The organism is Frigoribacterium sp. NBH87, from assembly GCF_014217665.1.
GTDB lineage: Bacteria > Actinomycetota > Actinomycetes > Actinomycetales > Microbacteriaceae > Frigoribacterium > Frigoribacterium endophyticum.
Genome location: NZ_CP043650.1, coordinates 112,503 through 139,237, shown reverse-complemented (window position 1 = coordinate 139,237; position 26,735 = coordinate 112,503). Strand labels below are relative to the sequence as shown.

At 72.9% G+C, this 26,735-nt stretch carries 24 protein-coding genes and 2 tRNA genes; 4 read left to right on the top strand and 22 right to left on the bottom strand.

Annotation, left to right across the window (positions count from 1 at the left end):
* The first annotated feature begins 20 nt into the window (after positions 1 to 20).
* Positions 21 to 269, top strand: a complete 249-nt coding sequence (locus F1C15_RS00640) for an acyl carrier protein (RefSeq protein ID WP_056054313.1) — start codon at positions 21 to 23, stop codon at positions 267 to 269.
* A gap of 112 nt (positions 270 to 381) precedes the next feature.
* Positions 382 to 1,620 carry a beta-ketoacyl-ACP synthase II gene (gene fabF / locus F1C15_RS00635; protein ID WP_056054310.1) on the top strand — a complete coding sequence of 413 codons (1,239 nt, stop codon included), beginning with the start codon at positions 382 to 384 and terminating at the stop codon, positions 1,618 to 1,620.
* Positions 1,621 to 1,739: 119 nt separating this feature from the next.
* On the opposite strand, the gene F1C15_RS00630 is transcribed toward fabF, so the two are convergent.
* The 9 genes from F1C15_RS00630 to F1C15_RS00590 all read right to left on the bottom strand — a co-directional run bounded on the left by F1C15_RS00630 (position 1,740) and on the right by F1C15_RS00590 (position 10,751).
* Positions 1,740 to 2,231 (bottom strand): DUF3145 domain-containing protein, encoded by a 492-nt coding sequence (locus F1C15_RS00630; protein ID WP_056054307.1) that lies wholly within the window; start codon positions 2,229 to 2,231, stop codon positions 1,740 to 1,742.
* Positions 2,232 to 2,456: 225 nt separating this feature from the next.
* Positions 2,457 to 4,112 (bottom strand): bifunctional 3'-5' exonuclease/DNA polymerase, encoded by a 1,656-nt coding sequence (locus tag F1C15_RS00625; RefSeq protein WP_255465376.1) that lies wholly within the window; start codon positions 4,110 to 4,112, stop codon positions 2,457 to 2,459.
* Positions 4,113 to 4,159: 47 nt separating this feature from the next.
* Entirely contained in the window at positions 4,160 to 5,077 is a 918-nt protein-coding gene (locus tag F1C15_RS00620; protein ID WP_185232388.1) for a DUF1684 domain-containing protein, read from the bottom strand.
* A 91-nt stretch (positions 5,078 to 5,168) separates the two neighbouring features.
* On the bottom strand, positions 5,169 to 5,801 hold the full coding sequence (locus tag F1C15_RS00615) for an FMN reductase (RefSeq protein WP_185232385.1): 633 nt from the start codon (positions 5,799 to 5,801) through the stop codon (positions 5,169 to 5,171).
* Positions 5,802 to 5,900: 99 nt separating this feature from the next.
* A complete protein-coding gene (locus F1C15_RS00610; RefSeq protein WP_185232383.1) occupies positions 5,901 to 7,031 on the bottom strand; it encodes an LLM class flavin-dependent oxidoreductase in 1,131 nt (376 codons plus the stop codon).
* 902 nt (positions 7,032 to 7,933) lie between these two features.
* Positions 7,934 to 8,251, bottom strand: coding sequence for a hypothetical protein (locus tag F1C15_RS00605; protein ID WP_056054298.1), 318 nt, complete (start codon positions 8,249 to 8,251; stop codon positions 7,934 to 7,936).
* Between the two features lie 102 nt (positions 8,252 to 8,353).
* Positions 8,354 to 8,427 (bottom strand) — tRNA-Ile (locus F1C15_RS00600).
* A gap of 27 nt (positions 8,428 to 8,454) precedes the next feature.
* The gene (locus F1C15_RS00595; RefSeq protein ID WP_255465374.1) at positions 8,455 to 9,693 is read right to left on the bottom strand and encodes a glycosyltransferase; all 1,239 of its coding nucleotides are present in this window, start codon (positions 9,691 to 9,693) and stop codon (positions 8,455 to 8,457) included.
* Between the two features lie 143 nt (positions 9,694 to 9,836).
* The gene (locus tag F1C15_RS00590) at positions 9,837 to 10,751 is read right to left on the bottom strand and encodes a DMT family transporter (RefSeq protein WP_255465373.1); all 915 of its coding nucleotides are present in this window, start codon (positions 10,749 to 10,751) and stop codon (positions 9,837 to 9,839) included.
* A 40-nt stretch (positions 10,752 to 10,791) separates the two neighbouring features.
* Here F1C15_RS00590 and def point away from each other — a divergent pair, with 40 nt between their 5' ends.
* A complete protein-coding gene (gene def / locus F1C15_RS00585) occupies positions 10,792 to 11,358 on the top strand; it encodes a peptide deformylase (RefSeq protein WP_185232381.1) in 567 nt (188 codons plus the stop codon).
* 180 nt (positions 11,359 to 11,538) lie between these two features.
* On the opposite strand, the gene F1C15_RS00580 is transcribed toward def, so the two are convergent.
* From F1C15_RS00580 to dusB, 10 genes are all read right to left on the bottom strand, one after another.
* Positions 11,539 to 11,611, bottom strand: a tRNA-Asn gene (locus F1C15_RS00580).
* A gap of 145 nt (positions 11,612 to 11,756) precedes the next feature.
* Positions 11,757 to 12,770, bottom strand: coding sequence for a D-isomer specific 2-hydroxyacid dehydrogenase family protein (locus tag F1C15_RS00575; protein WP_185232379.1), 1,014 nt, complete (start codon positions 12,768 to 12,770; stop codon positions 11,757 to 11,759).
* Positions 12,767 to 13,663, bottom strand: a complete 897-nt coding sequence (locus F1C15_RS00570) for an ATP-binding cassette domain-containing protein (protein ID WP_305038470.1) — start codon at positions 13,661 to 13,663, stop codon at positions 12,767 to 12,769. The genes F1C15_RS00575 and F1C15_RS00570 overlap by 4 nt, the downstream gene beginning before the upstream one ends.
* A gap of 38 nt (positions 13,664 to 13,701) precedes the next feature.
* Positions 13,702 to 15,462: an ABC transporter ATP-binding protein gene (locus tag F1C15_RS00565; protein ID WP_185232377.1), complete on the bottom strand. Its 1,761-nt coding sequence runs from the start codon at positions 15,460 to 15,462 to the stop codon at positions 13,702 to 13,704.
* Positions 15,459 to 16,469, bottom strand: coding sequence for an ABC transporter permease (locus F1C15_RS00560; protein WP_185232375.1), 1,011 nt, complete (start codon positions 16,467 to 16,469; stop codon positions 15,459 to 15,461). Before F1C15_RS00560 ends, F1C15_RS00565 begins: the two co-directional genes overlap by 4 nt.
* A 1-nt stretch (position 16,470) precedes the next feature.
* Complete coding sequence (locus F1C15_RS00555) at positions 16,471 to 17,562, bottom strand: ABC transporter permease (protein WP_156369972.1); 1,092 nt, start codon at positions 17,560 to 17,562, stop codon at positions 16,471 to 16,473.
* Between the two features lie 141 nt (positions 17,563 to 17,703).
* Complete coding sequence (locus tag F1C15_RS00550; protein WP_167259048.1) at positions 17,704 to 19,335, bottom strand: ABC transporter substrate-binding protein; 1,632 nt, start codon at positions 19,333 to 19,335, stop codon at positions 17,704 to 17,706.
* A 178-nt stretch (positions 19,336 to 19,513) separates the two neighbouring features.
* Entirely contained in the window at positions 19,514 to 21,421 is a 1,908-nt protein-coding gene (dnaG, locus tag F1C15_RS00545; RefSeq protein WP_056054271.1) for a DNA primase, read from the bottom strand.
* A gap of 82 nt (positions 21,422 to 21,503) precedes the next feature.
* Positions 21,504 to 22,775 carry a deoxyguanosinetriphosphate triphosphohydrolase gene (locus F1C15_RS00540; RefSeq protein WP_056054268.1) on the bottom strand — a complete coding sequence of 424 codons (1,272 nt, stop codon included), beginning with the start codon at positions 22,773 to 22,775 and terminating at the stop codon, positions 21,504 to 21,506.
* Between the two features lie 107 nt (positions 22,776 to 22,882).
* Positions 22,883 to 24,040: a tRNA dihydrouridine synthase DusB gene (dusB, locus tag F1C15_RS00535; RefSeq protein ID WP_056054265.1), complete on the bottom strand. Its 1,158-nt coding sequence runs from the start codon at positions 24,038 to 24,040 to the stop codon at positions 22,883 to 22,885.
* Between the two features lie 15 nt (positions 24,041 to 24,055).
* Between dusB and F1C15_RS00530 the strand changes: the two genes are divergently transcribed.
* Positions 24,056 to 24,616, top strand: coding sequence for an aminoacyl-tRNA deacylase (locus tag F1C15_RS00530; protein WP_082514331.1), 561 nt, complete (start codon positions 24,056 to 24,058; stop codon positions 24,614 to 24,616).
* Between the two features lie 75 nt (positions 24,617 to 24,691).
* On the opposite strand, the gene F1C15_RS00525 is transcribed toward F1C15_RS00530, so the two are convergent.
* Genes F1C15_RS00525 through F1C15_RS00515 form a run of 3 tightly spaced genes read right to left on the bottom strand, consistent with a single transcriptional unit; the run spans position 24,692 to position 26,522 of the window.
* Positions 24,692 to 24,856, bottom strand: a complete 165-nt coding sequence (locus F1C15_RS00525; protein ID WP_185232373.1) for a hypothetical protein — start codon at positions 24,854 to 24,856, stop codon at positions 24,692 to 24,694.
* A complete protein-coding gene (locus F1C15_RS00520) occupies positions 24,853 to 25,569 on the bottom strand; it encodes a DsbA family protein (protein WP_255465370.1) in 717 nt (238 codons plus the stop codon). Before F1C15_RS00520 ends, F1C15_RS00525 begins: the two co-directional genes overlap by 4 nt.
* Positions 25,566 to 26,522: a hypothetical protein gene (locus tag F1C15_RS00515; RefSeq protein ID WP_185232369.1), complete on the bottom strand. Its 957-nt coding sequence runs from the start codon at positions 26,520 to 26,522 to the stop codon at positions 25,566 to 25,568. Before F1C15_RS00515 ends, F1C15_RS00520 begins: the two co-directional genes overlap by 4 nt.
* Positions 26,523 to 26,735 lie beyond the last annotated feature (213 nt).

Below are 26,735 nucleotides of genomic sequence, written 5' to 3'. Positions count from 1 at the left end.
CCCTCAAGGAGAACAACACCATGGCACTGTCCACCGAAGAAGTCCTCGCCGGCCTGGCCGAGCTCGTCAACGACGAGACGGGCATCGCGACCGACACCGTCGAGATGGACAAGTCGTTCACCGACGACCTGGACATCGACTCCATCTCGATGATGACGATCGTCGTCAACGCAGAAGAGAAGTTCGACGTGAAGATCCCCGACGAAGAGGTCAAGAACCTCAAGACCGTCGGCGACGCCGTCACCTTCATCACCAAGGCGCAGGACTAACGACGTCGCGGCCCGGCCCGGCCCCCAGGGGCCGGCCGGGCGCACCCGTTCCGCCGCTCTCCGTCGCGCCCCTGCACGGCCGGGCGACAGCGCCACTCCAGGGAGAACCGTCATGACCAAGAAGATCGTCGTCACCGGCATCGGTGCGACCTCGCCCCTCGGCGGCACCGCCGTCGACAGCTGGGCCAACCTCCTCGCCGGCCAGTCCGGCATCACGACCCTCGAGCAGGACTGGGTCGCCAAGTACGAGCTGCCCGTCACCATCGCCGGCCAGGCGCGGACGCCCTCGGCCGACGTGCTCGACCGCCGCGAGACGAAGCGGCTCGACCCCTCCAGCCAGTTCGCGCTCACGGCCGCGCGCGAGGCCTGGGCCGACGCGGGCTCCCCCGAGGTCGTCCCCGAGCGCTTCGGCGTCGACTGGGCCACCGGCATCGGCGGCGTCTGGACCCTCCTCGACGCCTGGGACACCCTCCGGGAGAAGGGCCCCCGCCGGGTCCTGCCCATGACCGTCCCGATGCTCATGCCCAACGGCCCCGCCGCGGCCATCTCCATGGGCCTCGGCGCCCGTGCCGGCGCCCGCACCGTCGTGTCGGCCTGCGCCTCCAGCACCGAGTCCATCGCCAACGCGTACTCGCACCTCCAGCAGGGCCTCGCCGACATCATCATCGCCGGCGGCTCCGAGGCGGCGATCCACCCCATGCCGCTCGCGTCGTTCGCGGCCATGCAGGCCCTGTCGAAGCGCAACGACGACCCGGCGACCGCCTCGCGCCCGTACGACGTCACCCGCGACGGCTTCGTCCTGGGCGAGGGAGGCGCCGCGCTCGTCCTCGAGACCGAGGAGCACGCGCTCGCCCGCGGCGCGAAGATCTACGCCGAGCTGATCGGCGGCGACGTGACCAGTGACTCGTACCACATCACCGCGCCCGACCCCGAGGGCTCCGGCGCGGCGCGTGCCGTCGTCGCCACGCTCGAGGCCGCCGGCGTCGAGCGCGAGCAGGTCGTGCACGTCAACGCCCACGCCACGAGCACGCCGGTGGGCGACATCGCCGAGTACCGCGCCATCAAGCGCGTCTTCGGCGACCACACCTCGAAGCTCGTCGTGTCGGCCACGAAGGCCGCGACCGGTCACCTGCTCGGCGGGGCCGGCGCGATCGAGGCGGTCTTCACCGTCAAGGCGCTGCAGGAGAAGATCGCTCCCCCGACGATCAACGTCACGCAGATGGACGACGAGATCGACCTCGACGTCGTGCTCGGCGAGCCGCGTCGCCTCCCCGACGGCCAGATCGTCGCGATCAGCAACTCGTTCGGCTTCGGCGGCCACAACGCGGTCATCGCGTTCCGCTCGGTCTGACCCCGGCGCGACGCGCCGCGACGCGTCGCGACGCGTCGCGGCGACCACGACGAAGGCCGGCACCCGCGAGGGTGCCGGCCTTCGTCACGCGACCCGGGAGGCGCGGGTCGGCCGAGCGGTCAGCCCACCTTGTGCAGCCACACGACGGGGTTCCCCTCGCCGCTGTGGCGGAACGGCTCGAGCTCGTCGTCCCACGCCTGCCCGAGCGCGAGCCGGAGCTCGCGGTGCAGCTCGAGGGCGTTCGAGCCTGCGATGTCCATGGCGTACCGGATGCGGTCCTCGGGGACGACCGTGTTGCCCGCGGTGTCGGTCTGGGCGAAGAACACGCCGAGGTCGGGCGAGTGCATCCACCGCCCGCCGTCGTTCTCGGCGCCCGGGTCTTCGGTCACCTCGTAGCGGAGGTGCTCCCAGCCCCGGAGGGCAGAGGCGATGCGGGCACCCGCGCCCTCGTCTCCCTGCCAGGAGAACTCGGTGCGCTGGGAGCCCTTCAGCACGGGCTGGTCGACCCACGCGAAGTTGACGGCGTGCCCGAGGGCACGGCCGACGGCCCACTCCACGTGTGGGCACAGTGCACGAGGGGATGAATGCACGTAGAGCACTCCCCGAGCCATTGCAGCAGCCACGATTCCTCCATTCGGTCAGGTGCGACTTCCCCATCGACCTCTCGAACGGTGCAGCGCGGCTGCGATCGTTGCTCTCGTGCGTGTTCAGTTGTGCGCGGGCGAGCCCGCTGGGGAGATCATCGCAGATGCCGCCCGTGCATCACAACCGTGTAACAGCTGTGCGCCCTGGCGCGTCGGCGTGGGCGGACAAGGCGCACCCGGCGGGCCGGCCCGTCACTTGGCCTGCGAGTAGTCGTCGACGACGGCCACCGTCAGCGGGAAGCGCACCGGGGCCGACCCGAAGAGGAGGCGCCCGGCCTCCGCCGCGGCCTCGGTGACGATCTCGGCGACCTCCGCCGCCGCCTCCCGCGGGGCCTGCAGCACGACCTCGTCGTGGAGGAAGAAGACGAGGTGGGGAGCGCCGTCGCCGAGGTGGCCCCAGCGGTCGTGCACCCGGGAGCGCAGCGCGCCCATCCAGCACAGGGCCCACTCCGCAGCCGTGCCCTGGACGACGAAGTTGCGCGTGAAGCGGCCCCACGAGCGCGCGTCGCGGTCGACCGCGGCGCGGGGCATCTCGGGCGGCAGCTCGTCGGCGGCGTCGGCCGGCGAGGGCGAGGTGCGGCCGAGGAGCGTGCTGACCACGCCGCCCGCCTCGCCCGTCCGCGCCGCGTCCTCGACGAACTGCATCGCCTGGGGGAACCTCCGTGCCAGCCGGGGCACGAGGCGCCCGCTCTCGCCCTGGGTCGCACCGTACATGGCGCCGAGCATCGCGACCTTCGCCTCGGCGCGGCTCGCGACGGCGCCGCTCGCGACGATGCCCTCGTAGAGGTCGCCCTCCCCCGCGGCGGCCATCGCCCGGTCGCCGCTGAGGCCGGTGAGGATGCGCGGCTCGAGCTGCGAGGCGTCGGCCACGACGAGCGACCAGCCCGGGTCGGCCACGACGGCGGCGCGGACCGCCCTCGGCAGCTGCAGCGCGCCTCCCCCGCTCGTCGCCCAGCGACCGGTGACGACGCCGCCCGGCACGTAGTCGGGGCGGAAGCGGCCGTCGCGCACCCACGCGTCGAGCCAGGCCCAGCCGTTCGCGACGAGCAGCCGCTGCTTCTTCTTGTACCGCAGCAGGGGCTCGACGACGGGGTGGTCGTGCCGCTCGAGCTCCCACTTGCTCGTCGACGCGGCCATGACGCCGGCGCCGTGCAGCGCCCGGACGAGCTCGGCGGGCGAGTCGGGGTTGAGGTCGGGCGCCCCGAGCGCCTCGCGCACCTCGGCGAGGTCGGCGCGCATGCGGCTCGGGCGCTCGCCCGGCGTGGGCCTCGGCCCGAGGATCTCGGTCAGCAGCCGGTCGTGCACGACGGGCGACCAGGGCACGCCGCGGTGGCGCATCTCGACCGCGATCAGGGCCCCCGTCGACTCGGCGGCCGACAGCAGCTCGAGCCTGCCCCGCCCCTCGGCGGCTTCGATCGCCGCGCGCTGGCGGGCGAACTCGGCCGCGGGGTCGGGGAGGGACTCGGGCAGGACGTCGAAGAGCCCGTCGCGCGGGGACTCGCTCGCCTGGGGCACGTCCCACGGCCCCCGAGGGGCTCCGTGCAGCTCGGAGCCGACGGTGGCGGCCGAGGCCCGCAGCAGGGCGTGGCACAGGCGCAGGTCGACGCAGCGGGCGACGCGGACGCCGGCCTCGAGGAGGCGCGGGTACCACCGCGGGGTGTCGTCCCACACCCAGCGGGGCCGCGACGCGACCTCGGGGTCGGCCTCGCGCCTCCTGACCACCTCGGCGAGCTCGCCGTCGGCGATCGTGCGGGAGGGGCCGGGGGCGAGCGCGGCGCCCGGGGCCTCGCGGCTCCACGGGGTCAGCTCGACGTCGCCGTCGTCGAGACGGCGGACGAGGATGAACACCCGTCGATCTTGCCACCTGGCGGGGGCCCGCCCGGCCGCGCCCCGCGCTACCCGTGCAGCGGGGCCCCGGCCGTGTCGAGCACGGTCTTCTCGCCCGCCTCGACCGCGACCGTGAGCCGGTTCTGCGGCGGCGGCACCGGGCAGTTGAACGCGTAGCTGAAGGCGCAGGGCGGCAGCACCGCCCGGTTGAAGTCGAGCACGATCGTGCCGTCGTCGGACGGCGTCGGGAAGAGGAAGCGGCCGACGGAGTAGGTGCTGTCGCCGGTCGTGCCGTCGGAGAAGACGAGCTGGAGGCGGTCGCCCTGCCCGGCCGGGAACGCGACGAGCTCGTGGTCGACGCCGCCCAGGGTGACGCGGATGACGCCGGGCAGCGGCTTCGGCCGGCTCAGCTCGAGGTCGGCCTGGTGGCGGATGTCGACCTGGGCCCCCTCCTCGCTGCGGACGAACTCGGCGGTGACGACCCAGGCCGGGTCGTGGGGGAAGGCGTCGATCTCGCCGAAGCGGCCGATGTCGGGCGACGCGGCGTCCCAGATGCGGAGCGCCCAGCTCGTGCGGTCGTCGTTCGCGACCACGGTGCCGGTGACCGTGTCGGAGAACCGCACGCTGCTCGGGGTGATCGCGTCGTCCCCCGAGACCAGCACCGATCCGTCGACGAGGTCGCCGTCGACCACGATCCCGTCGGAGGCGGCGGCCGTCACCCGCAGGCCGGAGACGCCCGCGGGGGTCGGCTCCCACGTGCCCGGCACGCCCCAGATCGGCTGGGGCGAGTCGACCCACTGCGTGTTCACGAGGGCGAGCGGGCCGCGGGCGCCGACGACGTGGGCGTGCCGGAGGGCGCGGAAGCGCTCGAGCTCGGCGGCCGCCGACGGGGAGTCGGGCGTGCGGGGCGCGGTGTCGGGCGTGCGGGGCACGGCGTCGGGCGTGCGGGGCGCGGCGTCGGGGGTGCGGGGCGTGGTGTCGGCCATGGGTCCTCCTGGGTCTGTCGGGGTGAACCTCGCGGGGCGTCCGATCATGCCCCGCGGCGTGGTGCGGAGGACCGTGCCGCGGCGCGGCGGGCTACGGCGTCGTGTCGCCGCCGAGGCGGCGCAGCTGCTCGGCGAACGGCACGACGTCGGCGAACGGGTCGTCGCGCTCGGTGTCGTGGCGGGCGACGAGGGCCGCGAACTCACCGGCGGCGCGGCTGACGCGCTCGGGCAGGCCGGTCGTCGTCTCGTCTCCCCCGCCCCAGTCCTCCGAGGCGGCGAAGACGGCCGTCGGCGACACGACCGCGCGCAGGTACGAGAACAAGGGCCGGAGCGCGTGGTCGAGCACGAGCGAGTGGCGGGCCGTGCCCGCGGTCGCCCCGAGCAGCACCGGTGTCCCGCTCAGGGCGTCCTTGTCGAGCACGTCGAAGAACGACTTGAACAGGCCGCTGTACGACGCGGTGAACACGGGAGTGACGGCGATCAGGCCGTCTGCCCGCGAGACCTGCTCCAGGGCCGCGGCCAGCGCCTCCGGAGCGAACCCCGTGAGCAGGGCGTCGGTGATCTCGTGCGCCAGGTCGCGCAGCTCGACGACCTCGACGCGCGCGGGCGTCCCGCCGGCGAGCAGCTCGCGGGCGGTCGCCTCGGCGAGGCGGTCGGCGAGCAGACGCGTGGAGGAGGGCTGGCTGAGCCCGGCGCTGACGACGACGACGGTCTTGGTGCTCACGGGGTGGTGCTCCTGTCTGGGGTGCTGGTGCTGGTGATGGTGCTGGTGCTGGTGCTGGTGCGTGCTGGTGCTGGTGCGTGCCGGGGCTCCGGCCGGCGCTCAGCGCGCGGTGGCGACGGGGTCGGCCTCACGGAGCGCCTGCGCGTCGAGCGCGGCGGCGTCGGCCGCGGCCACCCGCGAGGCGTGGGTGGGCGCCTCGGGCACGCCGGGGGCCCGCCGGGCGTCGAACTCGGCGCGCAGCACCGGGACGACCTCCTCGCCGAGGATGTCGAGCTGCTCGAGCACGGTCTTCAGCGGCAGCCCCGCGTGGTCCATCAGGAACAGCTGGCGCTGGTAGTCGCCGACGTAGTCGCGGAAGCCGAGGGTACGGTCGATGACCTCCTGCGGGCTGCCGACCGTGAGGGGCGTCTGCCGGGTGAAGTCCTCGAGGCTCGGCCCGTGGCCGTAGACGGGGGCCTGGTCGAAGTAGGGGCGGAACGCGGCCTTGGCGTCCTGCGAGTTCTTCCCCAGGAAGACCTGGCCGCCGAGGCCCACGATCGCCTGGTCGGCGCGGCCGTGGCCGTGGTGCTCGAAGCGGGTGCGGTACAGCTCGACCATCTGCTTCGTGTGCGAGGCGGGCCAGAAGATGTGGTTGGCGAAGAAGCCGTCGCCGTAGTACGCGGCCTGCTCGGCGATCTCGGGGCTGCGGATGGAGCCGTGCCACACGAACGGCGCGACGCCGTCGAGGGGCCGGGGAGTCGCGGTGAAGCCCTGCAGGGGCGTCCGGAAGTGCCCCTTCCAGTCGACCACGTCCTCCGTCCAGAGCCGGCGCAGCAGCGCGTAGTTCTCGATCGCGAGGTTGATGCCCTGGCGGATGTCCTTGCCGAACCAGGGGTAGACCGGGCCGGTGTTGCCGCGGCCGAGGGTCAGGTCGACGCGGCCGTTCGTGAGGTGCTGGAGGGTCGCGAAGTCCTCCGCGATCTTGACCGGGTCGTTGGTCGTGATGAGCGTGGTCGAGGTGCTGAGGGTGATCGTCTCGGTCTGCGCGGCGATCCAGGCGAGGAGGGTCGTCGGGCTGGAGTTCACGAAGGGCGGGTTGTGGTGCTCGCCGGCGGCGTAGACGTCGAGGCCGACCTCCTCCGCCTTCTTGGCGATGGTGACCATCGCCTCGAGGCGCTCGTGCTCGGTCGGGGTCCGCCCCGTGGTCGGGTCGGTCGTGATGTCGCCGACGCTGAAGATCCCTAGCTGCATGGTGTCCACCCTAGCTCAACTGCATGCGTGTGCATGTAGTTGTCCGAACGCGCGCCTCCCCCTCGGCATTCCCGCCCCGCGGGTCCTCTCTCTCTCTCTCTCTCTCTCTCTCGACCGCGTCGCCGGCTCCCGCCCCGCGCCCGGCGCCCCCTTGTCGGAAACTCCCGCTCCCCGCTCCCACCCCTCGTGTCGGCAACTCCTGCTCCCTGCTCCCACCCTCCTGTCGGCAACTCCCGCTCCCTGCTCCGTCCCCTCGTGTCGGCAACTCCTGCTCCCTGCCTCCGACACCGCGACTCCCCCGCTCCGCGCACCACGAGTCAGGAGTTGCCGACCGAGCACGAGGGGCCCCAGAGCACCCACGGACGAGCCCCCGCGCCAGCCGTGTCCGGCCACCTCGTCATCGCCGGGCACGCCCTCCACGGCCCGCCCTGTCGGCAACTCCTGCTCCCTGCGTCCGACACCGCGACTCCACCCGCTCCGCGCACCACAGCGCAGGAGTTGCCGACCGAGCGCGGCGATCCCGAGACAAGCGAGGAGTCGCGGTGGACGGAGGCGTGCCCCGTCGCGCACCCGACGCACCGGGGCCCACTCGATCGGCTCAGGTGTGTCGGCAACTCCTGCTCAGGCGCGCCCGTTCCGGCCGACGGGGCCGCTCCGGGGCACGGAGCAGGAGTTGCCGACAGGCCCGAGGGCGGCGGACGAGACGGGAGGCGGGCGCTCGGACGAGGAGGGTCGCGGACGAGGAGGGTCGCGGCCGAGGAGGGTCGCGGCCGAGGAGGGTCGCGGACGAGGAGGGTCGCGGACGAGGGGTCCGGTCGGGGGCCCAGAGGTCGTGGAGGGAAGGACGCCGCCCTCCGGCGCGGACGGGGCGCCCGAGCAGGACGAGGAGAAGGAGGAGCGGGTCAGGCCAGCGGGGGCGCGAGGCGGAGGAAGCGCTCGGCGACCTGGGCACGCTCGACGGGGCCGTCGCCGTCACGGTCGATCTGCGGCGAGTCGAACTCGACCCACCAGGTGCGGGCGGACCCGCCGATGGCGGAGACTCCCTGCCAGGCCGAGCCGCCGGCCCGGAGCACGACGCCGGTCGGGCCGTAGGGGAAGGGCGACGCGGCGTCCTCGTCGGAGTCGAGCACGTACACCTGCGCCCCGATGCCCATGCGGGCCGGGCCGGCCGCGGGGCCGTCGTCGTCGGACTGCAGGTCGCGCGGTCGCCTCGTGAACATGCGCACATCGTGCCACAGGCACCTCAGCGCGAGGCGCGAGGCGCGAGGCGCAAGACGCGAGACGCGACCTAGCGCGCGACGACGCCCCCGCATCGACACCAGTAGGGCGGACGGGACTTGAACCCGTGACCGATCGATTATGAGTCGACTGCTCTAACCGGCTGAGCTACCGCCCCCCGCCGACCCGTCGGGCCGCCGAGGCGTCAGGCCGGGTCGACCTCGGTGGTGGGTGCCACCGGCTGACCACGATACAGCCCCTCGAACACGCTCAGCGTGCGCTGGATGTCGTGCCCCTGGATGACCCGCAGGCTGGCCCTCCGCATCGCGAGGTACTCGTCGTCGGGGAGGGTCAGCACCCGGGTCAGCTTCGCCGCGAGGTCTCGGCTGTCGCCGGGCCGGAAGAGGTGCCCGTTGACGCCCTCCGTCACGAGGTGCGGCAGCGCCATCGCGTCGGCGACGACGATCGGCAGGCCCGACGCCATCGCCTCGAGGCTGGCGATGCTCTGCAGCTCGGCGATCGAGGGCATCGCGAACATCGTGGCGTCGGTGAGCGTCTGCCGCAGGTCGTGGTCGGAGAGGTACCCCGCGAACGTCACCCGGTCGGAGAGGCCCAGGTCGACGGTCAGCTGCTGCAGCTGCTTCATGAGGTCGCCCCCGCCGACGATCGTCAGCGTGGCGCCGAGGGCGGGGTCGAGCTGCGTCACGGCCCGCAGCAGCACGTCGATCTGCTTCTCGGCGGTGACCCGGCCGACGAACACGATGCGGTTCTCGGCCGGGCGGTCGGTCCTGGCGGTGTAGTCGGCCGCGTCGATGCCGCACGAGACGGCGAGCACCCCGTGCACGTCGACGGCCTGCTCGAGGAAGTCCGCGGCGGCCTGGGTCGGCGTCGTGATCGCCTCGACGCGGCGGAAGGTCGAGCTCGCGTCCTTCCACGCCAGCGCGACGGCGGTGGCCCGCAGCCCCTGGGGCAGCCCGGTGTGCTCGAGCAGGTTCTCGGGCATGAAGTGGTTCGTCGCGACGGCCCGGATGCCGAGGCGGTTGGCGACGCGGACGACCGCGCGCCCGACGACGATGTGCGACTGGATGTGCACGACATCGGGCTTCACCTGCGCGATGACGCGCTCGGCGTTGCGCTGCGCCCGCCACGGGGTCGCGAAGCGCAGCCAGTCGTGCAGCGGCCAGCGCGTGGAGTACAGGCGGTGGACAGTGAGGGTCGTGCCGGCGTGCTGCTCGAGGAACGTGCCGTGGCGACGGGTGGCCGCCGGGGCGAGCACGTGCACGTCGTGGCCGCGGTCGGCGAGCCCGACGGCGAGGCGCTCGGCGAAGTTGGCGGCGCCGTTGACATCGGGCGGGAAGGTGTCGGCGGCGATCAGCACGGTGAGGCGGGCGTCGGAGTCGGCCTCCGGGCGGGTCGGCGCGGCGGGATCGGGGGCGTCGGTCACGTCTCGGGCGTCCTTCGTGAGGCTCGGTGGTCAGGTCGAACGGTGGTCAGGTGAGGCGCGGGTCAGGCCGAGGAGGCGCGGGTCGTGCCGAGGAGGCGCGCCCGGTGGGCGGCCCGCTCCCGACGCGGCGTGGCCACGCTAGCTCAGGTCTTCTTCACGGGCTGGTATTTGGCCAGCTGGAACACGCCGTAGACGGCGACCGCGCCGGCGAACAGGAAGAGCACGACGGCGACGGCGGGCGCGGTCGCGGCCTCCCCCAGCACGACGATGCCGATCGTGACGGCGATGATCGGGTCGACCACCGTGAGGCCGGCGATGACGAGGTCGGGCGAGCCCGACGAGTAGGCGTTCTGCACGAAGTACCCGCCCAGGGCCCCGGCGGCGAGGAGCATCACGAGGCAGACCACGCTGAGCCAGTCGAACTCCCCCGCCGTGATCCTGTTCAGGACGACCTTGGCGAGCGTCGCCACGAAGCCGTAGAGCACCCCGGCCCCGATGATGTAGAACAGCGCGCTGCGGCGACGGCGCAGGAGCACGAACGCCCCACCGAGCAGGGCCCCCACGACGAGCAGCAGCACGAGCACCGTGACGAGCTGCGGGGTCGTGATCGGGCTCTCCGTGGCGGTGAAGGCGGCGACGGTCGCGAACAGCCCGATGCCGCCCACGCAGATCGCGATCGAGCGCTTGACCCTGCCGGTCAGCCGACGCCCCGTCACCCTGGCGTTGACGAGGGCCGTGACGACGAGCGCGACGGCGCCGAGCGGCTGCACGACGAGGAGGGGCGCGATCTTCAGGCTGGTGAGCTGGAAAACGATGGCGAGGCCCAGCATGGCCGTTCCCATCACCCACGAGGGCCGCCCGAGCAGGGCGAGCACCTGGCGCACCGACATTCCGCTGTGCGCCGCGCCGAGCCGGTGCTCGACCTTCGCGACGCCCCGGCTCTGCAGCTGCGCGCCGATGGACAGGAAGACGGCGCCGACGAGGGCGAGCGGGATGCCGAGCGCCTGGTACGGGGTCAGCGAGACCTGGGCGGTCAGGTCCCCGAGGTCAGCGCTCACGCGACCACGGTAGCGGGCGTGTCGTCGATAGTCTGGACGAATGGCCGTACGTCCCATCTCGATCACGGGTGATCCCGTCCTCCACCACCGCGCCTCCGAGGTGCTCGACATCGACGACGAGCTGCGCACGCTCGTCGCCGACATGTTCGAGACCATGGACGCCGCTCCCGGGGTCGGCCTCGCCAGCCCGCAGGTGGGCGTGGGCCTGCGCCTCTTCGTCTGGTCGTGGATCGACGACGACGGCGGCGACCAGCGCGGCGTCGCGATCAACCCGACCCTGTGGCAGAGCCCGCTGACGATCGAGCCGCTCGACGACGAGGGCGAGTCGGAGGGCTGCCTGTCGATCCCGGGCGAGCGCTTCCCGCTGCGCCGCGCCGACAGCGTGCTGCTCCGGGCCACCGACCTCGACGGGCGGCCGTTCGAGATCGAGGCGGTCGGCTGGCTCGCCCGCATCTTCCAGCACGAGTACGACCACCTCGACGGCGTGCTCTACGCCGACCGTCTCGAGCACCCGTTCCACAAGGCGGCCGTCAAGGCCGTGAAGCGCGCGAGCTGGGGCGTGCCCGGCAAGACCTGGCTGCCGGGCGTCGACCACCTCGACGACTGATCGGCGTCGTCCTCATACGACGGCACGCCGGGGCCGGCCCGCGACGCGGTGCTGACCCCGGGGAGTCGCGGGCTGGCTTCCGCAGGCCCGCCGCGCACCAGCCAGGCCGGAGGGGCCACGAGCCTCGACACTCCCCCAGGAACGTGAAAAGGCCCAGCGGGTGGAGCCGCTGGGCCTTCGCTCCCCGACTTGGACTCGAACCAAGAACCTGCCGGTTAACAGCCGGCTGCTCTGCCAATTGAGCTATCGAGGAATGGCAACTGCTGCGAACCTGAGTTCTCAACAGCGGGTCCAACTGTAGCGCACATCTGACCTCCGGATGAACACCGGGCGCGCGCCGGGCGCGTCGCGCCGCGGCCCCTGCCCCCACCGCCCGCGGGCGGCCGTGGGACCGGACCTCAGTAGCCGGCGCGCGGGTCGACGACCCCCGCGAAGTCGCCGTCGCCGGCCAGGGCGCGCACGTTGTGGCGGATGCGGCCAGCGAGCAGCGGCGCCGTCATCTCGGGGGTGTCGGCCTGGTGCGGCGTCACGATCGCCCGGGGGTGGCCCCAGAGCGGGTGCCCGTCGGGCAGGGGCTCCGGCGACGTCACGTCGAGGCCGGCGCCCCAGAGACGCTCGTCGTCCAGGGCGGCGACCAGCGCCTCCGTGTCGACGAGGTCACCGCGCGCGACGTTGACCAGGACGGCCCGCGGAGGGAGCAGCGCGAGCCGCCGGGCGTCGACGAGGCGCGCCGTCTCGGCGGTCGAGGCCGCCGCGAGCACGACGACGTCGGCGTCGGGGAGCACCTCGTCGAGCTGCTCGACGGTGACCGTGCGCTCGGCGCCCGCCACGGGCTCGGCCGACCGGCGGACCACCGTCACGCGGCACTCGAAGGGCGCGAGCAGCCGCAGCAGCTCGCGCGCGATCCCTCCGGCGCCCACGACGACGACCCGTCGGCCGTACAGCGAGACGCCGCGCTGCTCGGTCTGCCACGAGGTGGCCTGGACGCGCGAGGGCACGACCCGGAGCAGCGAGAGGACGAGCATCAGGGCGTGCTCGGCGACCGGCTCGGAGTACGCGCCCTTCGCGCTCGTCCAGAGGGGCCGGGGGGCGTCGGCGTGCCGGGCCAGCACGTCGGAGAAGGCGTCGACGCCGGCCCAGGGCAGCTGGACCCACTCGATGCCGGGATGGGCGGCGAGAGCCGCGTCGAGGCCGGCGACGTCACGGTACGACAGCCAGATCAGGCCGCGCGTGTCGGGGCCGAGCGGGACGAGCGTGCCCCCGGCCTCCTCGACCGCGGCCACGAAGACCGGGGACTCCCGCGGCGCGACGGTGACGGCGCCCGGGCGGGGTCGGCGGTCGGCGGGCAGGGCGGCGACCACGTCGGTGGAGCGGTGCCCGCGGGCGACCGGAACGTCAGCGCCCCCGGTCATCGCAGGTCTCCCCCGGCGATCTGCCCGGCATCGCCGTCGGCGTCGCCCTCGGCCTCGCCGAGCGGGCCGGCCGAGCCGACCGCGCCGCTCGACCCCCGTCGGATGACGTCGATCGGCGACGTCTGCGCGAGCACCTTCACGTACGGGTCGACCCCGTCACGCAGCACCTCGTCGATCTGGCCGTGGCCCACGAGACGGCCCCCGCGCATCACCGCGACGCGGTCGGTCACGGCGCGCGCCTCGGCCACCGACGAGGTGACGACGACGGCCGAGAACTGGCGGTCCTCGTGCAGGTTCTTGATCACGTCGAGCACGGCCTGCCGCACCAGCACGTCGACCCCGCGGGCGGGCTCGTCGGCGACGAGCAGGCTCGGCTCGAGCACGAGCGACCTCGCGAGCGCCACGCGCTGCCGTTGGCCCGAGCTGAGCTCCCACGTCTGCTTGAGCATGACGCTGAGCGGCAGGTGCACCGCGTCGACGAGCGTCGACGTCAGACGACCGGCCTCCCGTCGGTCGAACCGCTTGTCGCGGAGGTAGATCGGCTCGGCGATGGCCTCCCCCACGGTGAGGTCGGGGCTGAGCGCCTCGCCGTCGTCCTGCGCGAGGTAGCCGACCACGGCCGTGAGCCGGTCGCGACGACGCGGCGACGCCCGCAGGAGGTCCTGGCCGAAGACGCGGGCGGCGCCGCCGACGATGCGGGGCCGCCCCTCGGGCGCCCGGCCGCGGCCGACGAGGCCCGCCAGGGCGAGGGCCAGGGTCGACTTGCCCGACCCGCTCTCGCCCAGCACGGCGATGATCTCACCGGGCGCCACCGAGAGCGTGACGCCGTCGACCGCGCGCAGGGCGGGGCAGCCGGCACGCGCCGGGTACTCGAGCGAGAGGTCGTCGGTCACGACCGGTCGCGACAGGTCGAGGTCGAGCCCCGCCACGGTCAGGCCGCGCCCTCGGCCGCCACGCGGTCGAGCTCAGCGAGGTGCTGCCGCCTCGCCGCCTGCTCGGCCGGGTCGGGCACGGGCAGCGAGGCCAGCAGCCGCTGCGTGTACAGGTGCTCGGGGGCGCCGAGCACCTGGTCGTTCGGCCCCATCTCGACCATGTCGCCGTGGTAGAGCACGCCGATGCGGTCGGCGAGCATGTTGACGACGGCGAGGTCGTGGCTGATGAACAGGGCGGCGAACCCGAGGTCGGACTGCAGCTCGCGGAACAGCTCGAGCACCCGCGCCTGGACCGACACGTCGAGCGCGCTGGTCGGCTCGTCGGCGATCAGCAGGGTCGGCTCGAGGGCGAGCGACCGGGCCAGGCTCGCACGCTGACGCTGGCCGCCGCTGAGCTCGTGCGGGTACCGGTCGCCGAACGCCCGGGGCAGCTGCACGGCCTCGAGCAGCTCGTCGACGCGCTTCCGCGCCGCACGGGCGTGCGGGGCACGACCGTGCACCACCAGGGGCTCGGCGACGCACTCGGCGATCGTCAACAGGGGGTTGAAGCTGGAGGCCGGGTCCTGGAAGACGAAGCCGATGTCGGCGCGGCGGGGCTTGAAGTCCCGCTCGTGCACGCCGTTCATCTCGACGCCCAGCACCTCGAGCGACCCGCCGGTGACCTTGGTCAACCCGGCGATGGCCCGGCCGATGGTCGTCTTGCCCGAGCCGCTCTCGCCGACGAGGCCCAGCACCTCCCCCTTCGCGATGGAGAAGTCGACGCCCTTGACGGCACGGAAGCCGCTGCGGCCGAAGCGGCCCGGGTACTCGATCTCGAGCCCCGTGGCGCGCACGACGACCTCGCGGTCGGCCTCCGCCGCCTGCACCTGCGCGCCCCGCGCCTCCAGCTTGGGCACGGAGGCCAGCAGGCGCTTCGTGTAGTCGTCCTGCGGCGCCGCGAAGAGGTCCGTGGCGGACGCCTGCTCGACGACGCGGCCGAGGTACATCACCGCGACGCGGTCGGCCAGGTCGGCGACGACGCCCATGTTGTGGGTGATGAGCACGATGGCCGTGCCGAACTCGTCGCGCAGGTCGCGCAGCAGGTCGAGGATCTCGGCCTGCACCGTCACGTCGAGGGCGGTGGTCGGCTCGTCGGCGACGATGACCGACGGGTTCAGCACGAGCGCCATCGCGATGACGACGCGCTGCTTCTGCCCGCCCGAGAACTGGTGGGGGTAGTGGTCGACCCGCGTCTCCGGGTCGGGGATGCCCACGCGGCGCAGGATGTCGACGGCGCGGGCCTTCGCGTCCTTCCGGCTGACCTTGCCGTGGGCCCGGATGCCCTCGGCGATCTGCCAGCCCACCGTGTAGACGGGGTTGAGCGCGGTCGAGGGCTCCTGGAAGACCATGGCGACCTCGGTGCCGCGCAGCTCGCGCACCTTGCCGGCGCCGACCGAGAGCACGTCACTCCCGCTCAGCACCACGGCGCCGCTCGCGGTCGCGGTCTCGGGCAGCAGCCCCAGGATCGTCTTGGCCGTCACGGATTTGCCGCTCCCCGACTCCCCCACGATCGCGAGGACCTCGCCGGCGCGGACGTCGAGGGTCACGCCCTGGACGGCCGGCACGTCGCCGCCGTCGGTCGCGAACGTGACGCGCAGGTCGGTGATGCCGACCGCGACGTCGCGCTGGTCACGGGGCAGGACGTGCGAGGCGTGGCGGACCGCCACCGCGCCTCCCGCACTCGTCGTGCCGCCGGCCGTGGTGCTGGTGTCGTCGCTCATGCGGGGACCTCCGTCGTCTCGGCCGGTGCCTGCGCCGCGGCCGTCGTCTTCTTGCGCCCCGCACGACGACGCGTCCGGAGGCGCGGGTCGGCCAGGTCGTTGAGGCTCTCGCCCACGAGGGTGATGCCGAGCACCATCAGCACGATCGCCGAGCCCGGGAACACGCCCGTCCACCAGATGCCGCTCGCCGTGTCGCTGAGCGCCCGGTTGAGGTCGTAGCCCCACTCCGCGGCCGAGGTCGGGCCGATGCCGAAGCCGAGGAACCCGAGGGCGGCCAGGGTGAGGATCGCCTCGGACGCGTTGAGGGTGAGGATGAGCGGCAGGCTCCGCGTGGCGTTCCGCAGCACGTGCCGGAACATGATGCGCGGGGTGCTGCTGCCGACGACCTTCGCCGACTCGACGAAGGCCTCGGCCTTGAGGCGGACGGCCTCGGCGCGGACCACGCGGAAGTACTGCGGCACGTAGACCACCGTGATCGAGATGCCGGCGGAGAGGATGCCGCCCCACAGGCTCGACTGCCCCCCGCTGATGACGATCGAGATGACGATCGCGAGCAGCAGCGACGGGAAGGCGTAGACGGCGTCGGCGACGACCACGAGCACGCGGTCGAGCCAGCCGCCGAGGTAGCCCGAGACGAGGCCGAGCACGACGCCGATCGTGATCGAGAGGACCACGGCGACGACGATCACGGCGATCGCCGTCCGGGTGCCCCAGACGACCCGGCTGAAGACGTCGTAGCCGCCCACCGTCGTGCCCCAGAGGTGCATGGCGGAGGGGGCGGCCTGACGGGCGAAGTTGCCGTCGGCGTCGCTCAGCTGGCCGAAGCCGTAGGGCGCGATGAGGGGGGCGAAGAGGGCCAGGACGATGAAGACGACGCAGAGCACGAGGCCCGCGACGAGCATGGCGCGCTGGAGCCCGACCGAGCGGCGGAGGTGCGAGACGACCGGGAGGCGCTTCCAGAGCGGCTCGCGGCGGTCGGCGAGGACGGCGGTGGGGACGGTGGACATGTCAGTACCTCACTCGCGGGTCGATGAGAGCCGCGATCACGTCGACGACGAAGTTGGTCACGGCGACGATCACCGCCAGCACGGCCACGATGCCCTGCACGGCGACGAAGTCGCGCGCCGACAGGTACTGCTGCAGCTCGAAGCCGAGGCCGCGCCAGCCGAAGGTCGTCTCGGTCAGCACCGAGCCGCCGAGCAGCATGGCGATCTGCAGGCCCATGACGGTGATGATCGGGATGAGGGCGGGCTTCAGCGCGTGCTTGCGGACGAGGCGGAACTCCGAGACCCCGCGCGAGCGGGCGGCGTCGACGTACTCGGAGCCGAGGGTGCCGATGACGTTCGTGCGCACCAGGCGCAGGAAGATGCCGGCCGTGAGGAGGCCGAGGGTCAGGGCGGGCAGCACGGCGTGGCTCAGCACGTTCGTCGTGATGGTCGCGTTGCCGATGCGCAGGGCGTCGATGATGTAGATGCCGGTGGGGTTCTCGATCCGCCCCAGGGCGATGCCCACCCTCGTGTCGGCGCGGCCGCTGAGCGGCAGCCAGCCCAGCCAGACCGAGAAGACGAGCTTGAGCAGCAGGCCCGCGAAGAAGACGGGGGTCGCGTAGGCGAGGATCGCGAGGATGCGCAGCACGGCGTCCGGCCAGCGGTCGCGCACGTAGGCGGCGAGCATGCCGAGCGGGATGCCGATGACGAGGGCGACGATCAGGGCGTAGAAGACGAGCTCGACCGTGGCCGCGCCGTACGTGACGATGACCTCGCTGATCTGGCGGTTGTCGGTCGCGGTCGTGCCGAAGTCGAGGCGGACGATCTGGCCCAGGTACTCGAGGTACTGGACGATGATCGGCCGGTCGTAGCCCGCGGCGTGCAGACGCTCCTGCAGCTGCGCCTCGGTGAGGCGGCCCCCGACGGAGGCGGTGATCGGGTTCCCGACGACCCGCATCAGGAAGAAGACCAGGGTGACCAGGATGAAGACGGTCGGGATGATCAGGAGGGCCCTGACCACGAGGTAGCGGCCGAGGCCGCCGCCGGCGGACTTCCGCCTCTTCTCGGTGGTCGTCGGGGGCGTCGCGGGAGCTGTGGCGCTCCCGGTGAGCACTGTCACGTCACTGTGCCTTTCGTGGTGGTGCGGAGCGGACGCGGGAAGGGGGCGTCCCGCCCGTGGGCGGGACACCCCCTCCGCGTCACGCGGTGTCTCGGTCGGTGCCGACCCGCTCGTGGCGGGTCAGCGGTGCGGCCGTCAGCGGCTCAGGGCGCCGTAGCGGAACTTGAACGACGCGTCGAGCGTGTCGTCGACTCCCTGGATGTCGGAGGCCGAGACGACGACCTGCGTGCCCTGGAGCAGCGGCAGCGTCGGCAGGTCGGCGGCGACCGCGTCCTGGATCTGGCCGATGAGCGCCGTGCGGGCGGTCTCGTCGGACTCGGCGATCTCCTGCGTGAGCAGGCCCTGCACCTCGGCGTCGTCGTAGTGGTTGCCGACGAAGTTGTCCTTCACGAAGAACGGCGACAGGTAGTTGTCGGCGTCCGAGAAGTCGGGGAACCAGCCGAGCTGGTACACGGGGTAGGCGTCCTCGCGGCGCTCGCTCGAGTAGGTGTCCCAGAGGGTCGACTGCAGGTTGACGGTGAAGAGGCCGGTGGCCTCGAGCTGCGTCTTGATCAGCGCGTACTCCTCGTCGCTCGAGGCGCCGTAGTGGTCGGGGCTGTACTGCAGGTCGATCGACACGGGCGTCGAGACGCCGGCGGCCGAGAGGGCCTCGGTGGCCTTCGCCACGTCTGCTCCGCCGTCGCCGTCGCCGTAGAGCTCCTTGAGGGGCTCGGTCGCGCCGGTCAGGCCGTCGGGGACGACCGAGTAGAGGGGCGTGTAGGTGTCGTTGTAGACGTCCTTGGCGAGGGCCGCGCGGTCGACGCTGTCGGCGACGGCCTGGCGGACGGCCAGGGCCTTGGCCGGGTCGGCGTCGGGCTGCGTGGCGCCGAAGGGCTGGGTGTTCAGGTTGAAGACCATGTAGCGGATCTCGCCGCCGGGGCCGTTGTGCACCGTCAGCGAGTCGTCCTTCGCCAGGTCGGCGAGGTCGGTCGGGCTGAGGCTGCGGTTGGCGACGTCGACGTCGCCCTCCTGCACGGCGAGCTTGAGGTCGGTCTCCTTGGTGTAGTACGTGGCCGTGATCGAGGAGGCCTTCGGAGCGCCGAGGACGCCGTCGTACGAGTCGTTGGCCTCGTACTGGATCGCCTCGTTCTCCTTGTAGTCGGTGATCGAGTACTGGCCCGAGAAGGCGTCGCCCGAGACGATGTCGGCCGGGGCGGTCAGGCTCGTGGCCGAGAAGACGTCCTCGTCGACGATGGGGCCGGCGGGGCTCGAGAGGATCTGCGGCCAGGTCTGGTCGGCGCCCTTGAGGTGGAAGACGACCGTCGTGTCGTCGGGCGCGTCGGTGCTGTCGAGGTTCGCGAGCAGCGACGAGGGGCCGTTGTCGTCGGCGATGGCGAGCTGGCGGTCGAACGTGAACTTGACGTCGCTCGAGGTGAGCGCGTTGCCGTTCGCGAAGGTCAGTCCGTCCTTGAGGGTGACCGTGTAGGTCGTCGGGTCGGTGAACTCGGCGGAGGCCGCGAGGTCGGGCTCGACGTCGGGGCTGCCGTACGGCGAGTTCATCAGGAAGCCGAAGACCTGGTTCTGCACGGCGAACGAGCCGTTGTCGTACGAGCCGGCCGGGTCGAGCGAGGTGATGACGTCGGTGGTGCCGACGCTGATGCCGTTCAGCGCGTCGTCGGCGGCGTCGCCGCCTCCGGACGCGCAGCCGGCGAGGACGAGGGCGGTGGCGGCGACGCCACCGGTGATCGCGAGGACGCGACGGCCGAGCCTGATGTCGGACGTTGTCATATCCGGTTGCCTCTTTCTCTGGGTACGAGGGGCTCCCGACACCGCTGCTGTGAGGTGCGGCCGTTTCTGGGAGTGCTCATTGGTAACACACGCCCGGCCTCGGGTCGTAGCCCAGGCCGGATCGTTAACAAGACGGCAACGAACCTTGCCACGTGGTCTGGTCGTCTCGAGGTGCGATTCACTCGCTGGTGAGTGCCCGGCGCTCGGCCTCCAGGGCCGCTAGCTCGACCTGGATCTCGCGCCACGCCTGGGGGTCGGTCTTGACATCAGTCCTGAAGGAGCGTCCCATCGCTTCCGACTTTCTCCTGATCAAGTCACGTTCCACGATCGACACGACGATGCCTCTGCAGTACGTCGTGATCTCGCGACCTGGCCGCTCGGGGATCGGCGCAACCGCCAACTCCTTGGCGAGGGCGTCGAATGGTGACGGAGTCTGTCCTAAGACCACGTCCAGCCAGGCTGTGTCTCCGAACCGATCGAGGCTCGCCCCGATGGCGTCTCGCACTACCGCCAGCGAGGTCGTCTCTAGACGCACTGAGACAGCTTGACGCATGAGCTCGAAACCGACCGCGTCGGGGTGCTGCAGCATGGCCATCAACGCGAATGCTTCTGTCGTGGTGGTCAGGTCGCCGGGCAGCGTCATCAGGCTGGGCCCCGCGGGCTCCTCGGGCAGCGGCGGCAGGCTGGTGATGGACTGACGCCCGTCGGAGACGCTCTTCGGCTGGGCCCGCTCGAGGGCGGCCACGGCACCGGAGGCGCGGCGCGCCTCCTCGACGCTGGTCGCGACCTCCCCCGGGTCGAGCCCCAGCCAGCCCGCGAGCGAGCGGACGTAGCCCTGGGTCATCGACCGGTCGCGGATGCCGGCCACGACGGGAGCCGCGGCGCGCAGGGCGGCGACCCGCCCCTCCACCGTCTCCAGGTCGTGGGCGTCGAGCACGCGGCGGATCATGAACTCGAACATCGGCCGCTTCGTGTCGACGAGGCGGCGGACCGCGTCGTCGCCGCGGTTGAGCCGCAGGTCGCACGGGTCGAGCCCGTCGGGCGCGACGGCCACGAAGGTCTGTGCCGAGAAGCGGCTCTCTTCGGCGAAGGCCCGGGAGGCGGCCCGCTGTCCGGCCTCGTCGGGGTCGAAGGTGAAGACGACCTCACCGGCCGTCGACGTGTCGGCCCCGCCGACGTCGCCGAGCATCGGGCGCAGCAGCTTGATGTGGTCGACGCCGAACGACGTGCCGCAGGTGGCGACGGCCGTCGTGACGCCCGCGAGGTGGCACGCCATGACGTCGGTGTAGCCCTCGACGATGACGACCTGCTTGCCCTTGGCGATGTCGCGTCGGGCGAGGTCGAGCCCGTAGAGCACCTGCGACTTGTGGTAGACGGGAGTCTCGGGCGTGTTGAGGTACTTCGGGCCCTTGTCGTCGTCGAGCAGGCGGCGCGCGCCGAAGCCGATCGTCGAGCCGGTGACGTCGCGGATCGGCCAGAGCAGACGGCCCCGGAACCTGTCGTAGGGGCTGCGGTCGCCCTGGCTGAGCAGGCCCGCCGTCACGAGCTCCTCGTCGGTGAAGCGCAGGCCCTTGAGGTGCGAGCGGAGGGCGTCGAACGACTTCGGCGCGAAGCCGACCCCGAAGCGCTCGGCGGCTGCCGGGTCGAAGCCCCTCTCGCCGAGGAAGCGTCGGGCCGGGTCGGCGTCGGCCGCCGTGAGGTGCTCGACGAAGAACTCGCGAGCCGCCTCGTTGGCCGCCAGGAGACGCGCCCGGTTGCCGTGGTCGCTCGCCTGGCCGCCGTCCTCGTAATGCAGGGCGAAGCCGATGCGGCCGGCGAGGCGCTCCACCGCCTCCTGGAAGGTGGTGTGGTCCATCTTCATGACGAAGCTGTAGACGTCGCCGTCCTCGCCGCAGCCGAAGCAGTGGTACCGGCCGACCTGCGGCCGCACGTGGAAGCTCGGGCTGCGCTCGTCGTGGAACGGGCAGAGGCCCTTGAGGCTGCCGACGCCGGCGCCCTTGAGCGTGACGTGGTCGCCGACGACGTCGGCGATGTTGGTGCGCGAGCGCACCTCGTCGATGTCGTCCCGCTTGATCAGCCCTGCCACGGGTCGATCCTAGGTCGGGGGGCCGACACGGGAGCTGTGCCCCGGAGGCCCGTGTGCACGGGTGCGGTGTCGCTCGGGCGCGTCACCGGGAGCCGACGAGGCGGTCGTGCCAGGCCATGGCGCTCTGGTCGGTCAGCGACGCGACCTGGTCGACGACCACGCGGCGGCGGGCGGCGTCGTCGGAGGCGCTGGCCCAGTCGGCCGCGAAGCCCGCGTCGAGCTCGGAGTCGCCCCGCTGCCAGAGGGACTCGGCGAGGGTCGTCAGCACCTCGCGCTGACGCTCGTAGATGGGCTGGCGTGCACCCTGGGTCATCACGAACGCCGCGGTGATCCCCTTGAGCACCGCGATCTCGCCGATGACGTCGGGCGAGATGACCATGCTCGCGCGGAACCGGATGAGCGACTCCTCCGCGTACGACTCCCGGGTCGACTGCGTGGCCGACCCCGCGAAGCGGCCGATGAGCTGGCTGGTGAGGTTCTTCAGCCGGGCCTGGTCGAGCCGGCCCCCGTCGTACGACCGCAGCCAGAAGGGCTGGCGGCGCAGCCGCTCGAACGCCTCCACCAGCTCGTCACGGCTGAGCTCGCCGCCGACCCAGGCGTGCATGGCCGTCACGAGGTCGTCGTGGCCGTCGAGCGAGCCGAGGCTCGAGACGTCGACGTAGCCGTTGACCACGGCGTCCTCGAAGTCGTGCACCGAGTAGGCGATGTCGTCGGAGAGGTCCATCACCTGGGCCTCGATGCAGCGACGGCGGCGAGGTGCCCCGGCGCGCAGCCACTCGAACGCGGCCGTGTCATCGTCGTAGAAGCCGAACTTCATGCGACCACCGGGGTCGGGCACGCCCTGCGCGGCCGGCCACGGGTACTTGCAGCTGGCGTCGAGGCTGGCCCGCGTCAGGTTGAGGCCGAAGCTGCGACCGGTCGCGTCGATGACCTTGGGCTCGATGCGCGTGAGCAGGCGCAGCGTCTGCGCGTTGCCCTCGAAGCCGCCGATGTCGCGCGACCACTCGTTGAGGGCCCGCTCGCCGTTGTGGCCGAAGGGCGGGTGCCCGAGGTCGTGGGCCAGGCACGCCGTGTCGACGACGTCGGGGTCGAGGCCGAGGCTCGTCGCGAGCTCCCGGCCGACCTGCGCGACCTCGAGCGAGTGCGTGAGCCGGTTGCGCGCGAAGTCGAGGCCCGCGGTGGGGCTCAGCACCTGCGTCTTGGCCGCGAGGCGACGGAGCGCGCTCGAGTGCAGCAGCCGAGCGCGGTCTCGGGCGAAGTCGCTGCGTCGGTTCGAGTGCTGCTCGGGCAGCCACCGCTCGGAGTCGGCGGGGTCGTAGGCGACGCTCACGGCGTGCGGGGACGCAGCGGTCACCGGTCACCTCTCGGTTCGGGGCAGGCAGGAAGGCGGGCGGAGTCGCGGGCGGGCACGACGGGACGGGTGCGGGCCGGCAGGTGCGGGGCGACGCGGATCGACACGCCTCAGCCGCCGCTGTGGTGCAGCTCGGCCGCGGCCAGCTCGGCCTTGAAGGCGACGTCGAGCTCGCGGCTCTCGAGCCAGCGGTCGGGAAGGGACGGGCGCTTCGGGCTGCCGGCGCGGCCCCGGGGGCCCTCGGCGGCCTCGCCCGGGTACTCCTGCGAGCCGTCGAGGGTCGACAGCAGGTCGTCCATCTGCTGCAGGGACTCGACCGCCGCCAGGCTGGCACGGGTCTCGCCGCCGACGGGGTACCCCTTGAAGTACCAGGCGACGTGCTTGCGGATGTCGCGGCACGCGTGCGGCTCGTCGCCGTCGTAGAACTCGACGAGCAGCTCGGCGTGACGCCGGAAGGCGGCGGCGACCTCGCCGAGCGTGGGCTCGGCCTTGGCGTCCTCGCCGCGGAAGGCCGCCGCGAGGTCGCCGAAGAGCCACGGTCGCCCGAGGCACCCCCGGCCGACGACGACGCCGTCGCAGCCGGTCTCGTCGACCATGCGCAGGGCGTCCGCCGCGGACCAGATGTCGCCGTTGCCCAGCACGGGCACGCTGCTGATGGTCTCCTTCAGGGTGGCGATGGCCGACCAGTCGGCCGTGCCGGAGTAGAACTCGGAGGCGGTGCGCGCGTGGAGCGCGATGCTCGCGACGCCCGCGCCCTCGGCCGCTCGGCCGGCCTCGAGGTAGGTCAGGTGGTCGGCGTCGATGCCCTTCCGCATCTTCACCGTGACCGGGACGTCACCGGCGGCGCGCACGGCCCGCTCGACGATCTCGCGGAACAGGCCGAGCTTCCAGGGGAGGGCTGCTCCCCCGCCCCGACGCGTCACCTTCGCCACCGGGCAGCCGAAGTTGAGGTCGATGTGGTCGGCGCGGTCCTCCGCCACGAGCATGGTGACCGCCTCGGCGACGGTGTTGGGCTCGACCCCGTAGAGCTGGATGCTGCGGAGGGTCTCGCTCTCGTGGTGCTGGATGAGCCTCATCGACTCGGGGGTGCGCTCGACCAGCGCACGGCTCGTGATCATCTCGCTCACGTAGAGACCGGCGCCGTACTCGCGGCAGAGGCGGCGGTAGGCCGTGTTCGTGATGCCGGCCATCGGGGCGAGGACGACGGGCGAGGCCACGTCGATCGGTCCGATCGAGAGGCCGGGGGAAGGAAGGGTGGTGGTGGACATCGGTACGATTCTCCCATGAGCGACGAGGGCGCGACAGTCGGGTCGGCAGCGGGTGTGGACGAGTCGGAGGAGCGGGGAGTCGGGGAGGGACGGGGCGACGGGGGCTCCCCCGCAGCTCCCGGCGCCGACCGGGTGTCGGTCGCGGCCGACCGGCTGGGCCTCGCCGTCGAGGTCGTCGAGCGGCCCGCCGCGGAGAGCCTCGAGGAGGCCGCGGCCCTGCTCGGACTCGACGCCTCGTCGGTGGTGAAGAGCCTCGTCGTGAAGCGGCACGACGGGACGTTCCTCTTCGCGCTCGTGCCGGGAGACCGACAGATCTCGTGGAGCAAGCTGCGTTCCGTGGTCGGCGTCAACAAGCTGTCGATGCCCTCGGCCGAGGTGGCCTTCGAGGCCACCGGCTACGAGCGCGGCACGATCACCCCGCTGGGCAGCTCTACGGCGTGGCCGGTGTTCGCCGACGAGCGCGTCCTCGGCCTCCGCGTCGCCCTCGGGGCCGGGGTCCACGGCCGGAGCGCCCTCGTCGACGCCGACGCGCTCGTCGAGGGTCTCTCGGCGACGGTGGCGGACATCAGCGACTGAGCCCGATCCCCGCCGTCGCGAGGTGGACGACGACGGCGGAGGACGCCGTCGTCGTCGGGCACGACGGACGTCGCGTCAGATCTGGCGGCCCTCGTCGAGCGCCTCGACGACGGCCCGGGCGGGCGCCCGACCGCTGGCGGTCGCTGCGTGCACGTCGGCGACGACGGCCGGCAGGAGGCACGAATCGCCCTCGCAGGCCAGCGCGTCCGCGTCGCCCAGCATCGTGAAGGCGGCGCTCATCGGTCGACCCCGACGGCGGGAGCCGCCGCAGCCGCGCTGCGCTCGGCGACGACCTGCTGCAGCGCCCCGAGGAAGGTCTCCGGCGCCTGGGCGCCGCTGATGCCGTACTTGCCCTCGAGGACGAAGAAGGGCACCCCCGAGATGCCGTACGCCTGGGCCTGCCGCTGGTCGTCCCGGACGTCGGCGAGGTGGGCGTCCGACTCGAGGGCCGCCACGACCTCGTCGCGATCGAGCCCGATCTCGGCGGCCAGGTCGGCGAGGTCCTGCACCCGACCGACGTGCCGCCCCTCCTCGAAGTAGGCCGAGAGGAGGCGCTCCTTCATGTCGAGCTGGCGACCCCGGGCCTTCGCGAAGTGCAGCAGCTGGTGCGCCTTGACGGTGTTGGTGTGCTTCAGGGCGTCGAAGTCGTAGGCGAGCCCGACCTCGGCCGCGATCCCGGCGACGTTGTCGAGCATGCCCTGCACCTGGTCGGCCGGCATGCCCTTGTGCTTCGACAGGAAGTCGATCTCGTCGCCCTCGAAGTCCACCGGGGTGTCGGGCGAGAGCTCGAACGAGTGGTACTCGACGGTGACGTCGCCCTCGAACCTCTCGACCGCGGCCTCGAACTTGCGCTTGCCGATGAAGCACCACGGGCAGGCGATGTCGCTCCACACGTCGACGACGACGGGGTCGCGGGGAGAGGGGACGGTGGAGGCGGGGGTCGAGTCGGTCACGCCTGGAGCCAAGTCCGGCCACGCCCCCGGCATTCCCGGGACAGCCTCCAGGACCGCCCGCCCCGAGCAGCCAGGAGCCGCGGGAGCCCCGGCCCGGGCCGTCGGCCGGGGGCAGGACCGCCGGCGGTGCTGATCATCGCGTCGACGGCGGCCTCGGTCTCGGCCCATCGGTGGCGCACGGCGAGGAAGCTCGCCCGGAGCGGCAGGTACCCGGCCCGGGCCGTCAGGCCGTCCTTCCACCTGTCGCGCTCGAACCGGCCCTCGTGGTGCTCTCGGCCGTCCGTCTCGAGACCGACGAGCCCGTCGACGGTCAGGTCGACCGCCTCCCCCAGGGGGCCCACGACCACCTGCCGAGCCACCCGGCGACCACGGAGGCGGAGGCGGGTGCCCGCCACGCTCTCGAGGATGCTCTGGGCGCCGTCGTCGCTCCAGGCCGCCAGGCCCGCCGCGTCGCTCCGGTGAGCTCCGAGCACGGGCTCGACGTCGACCCGGTCGACCACTGCGGCCCGTCGGGCCCAGTCGGCGAGGGCGACGGCGTCCTCGAACGAGTCGGCCTCGACCACGGCTCGCGCCAGGGCGTCGTGCACGTGGACGACGGCCGTCGTGCCTCGGGCCGACACGGCCCGGCCGTCCCACACCACCCTCGTGCCCGGCCGGCGGCGGAGCCGTGACGCCGTGCGGGGCACGGAGACGACGACCTGCGACGGTGGCCGCCATGCCCAGGCTCCCTGCAGGGCCAGCGCGGACGCCCCCGCGAGGCGGCCCCCGACGCCGACGGCGACGAAGCGCGGATCGGTCGGACTCCACGTCGAGTACCACCCCCGGCGGGGCCGCAGCACTCCCCCGTGGCGGACGGCAGCGGTGAGGTGCCGGTCGGACGCGCCGTGCGCGACCAGGTCGCGCTTGTGCAGCAGTCCCCCGGCGTCGTGCACCAGCTCTCGGATCGTCGTCATGGGCCGATCCTGGCGCTCCGCGAGGGCAGGCCCCCGACGCCGCCCGCCCTCCCGTGGACAGGGATCCCCCTGCGGCCGCTGGGGAGGACGCGTCCCGCACCGGCTCACCTCCCCCACCGCGCCTCCCGTCCCTCACGCGCTCCCCGCACCTCCCCCGCACGCGCTCCCCGCGCCTCCCGCGCACGCGCCCCCGCGTCCCCCTCTCGCCGTCTC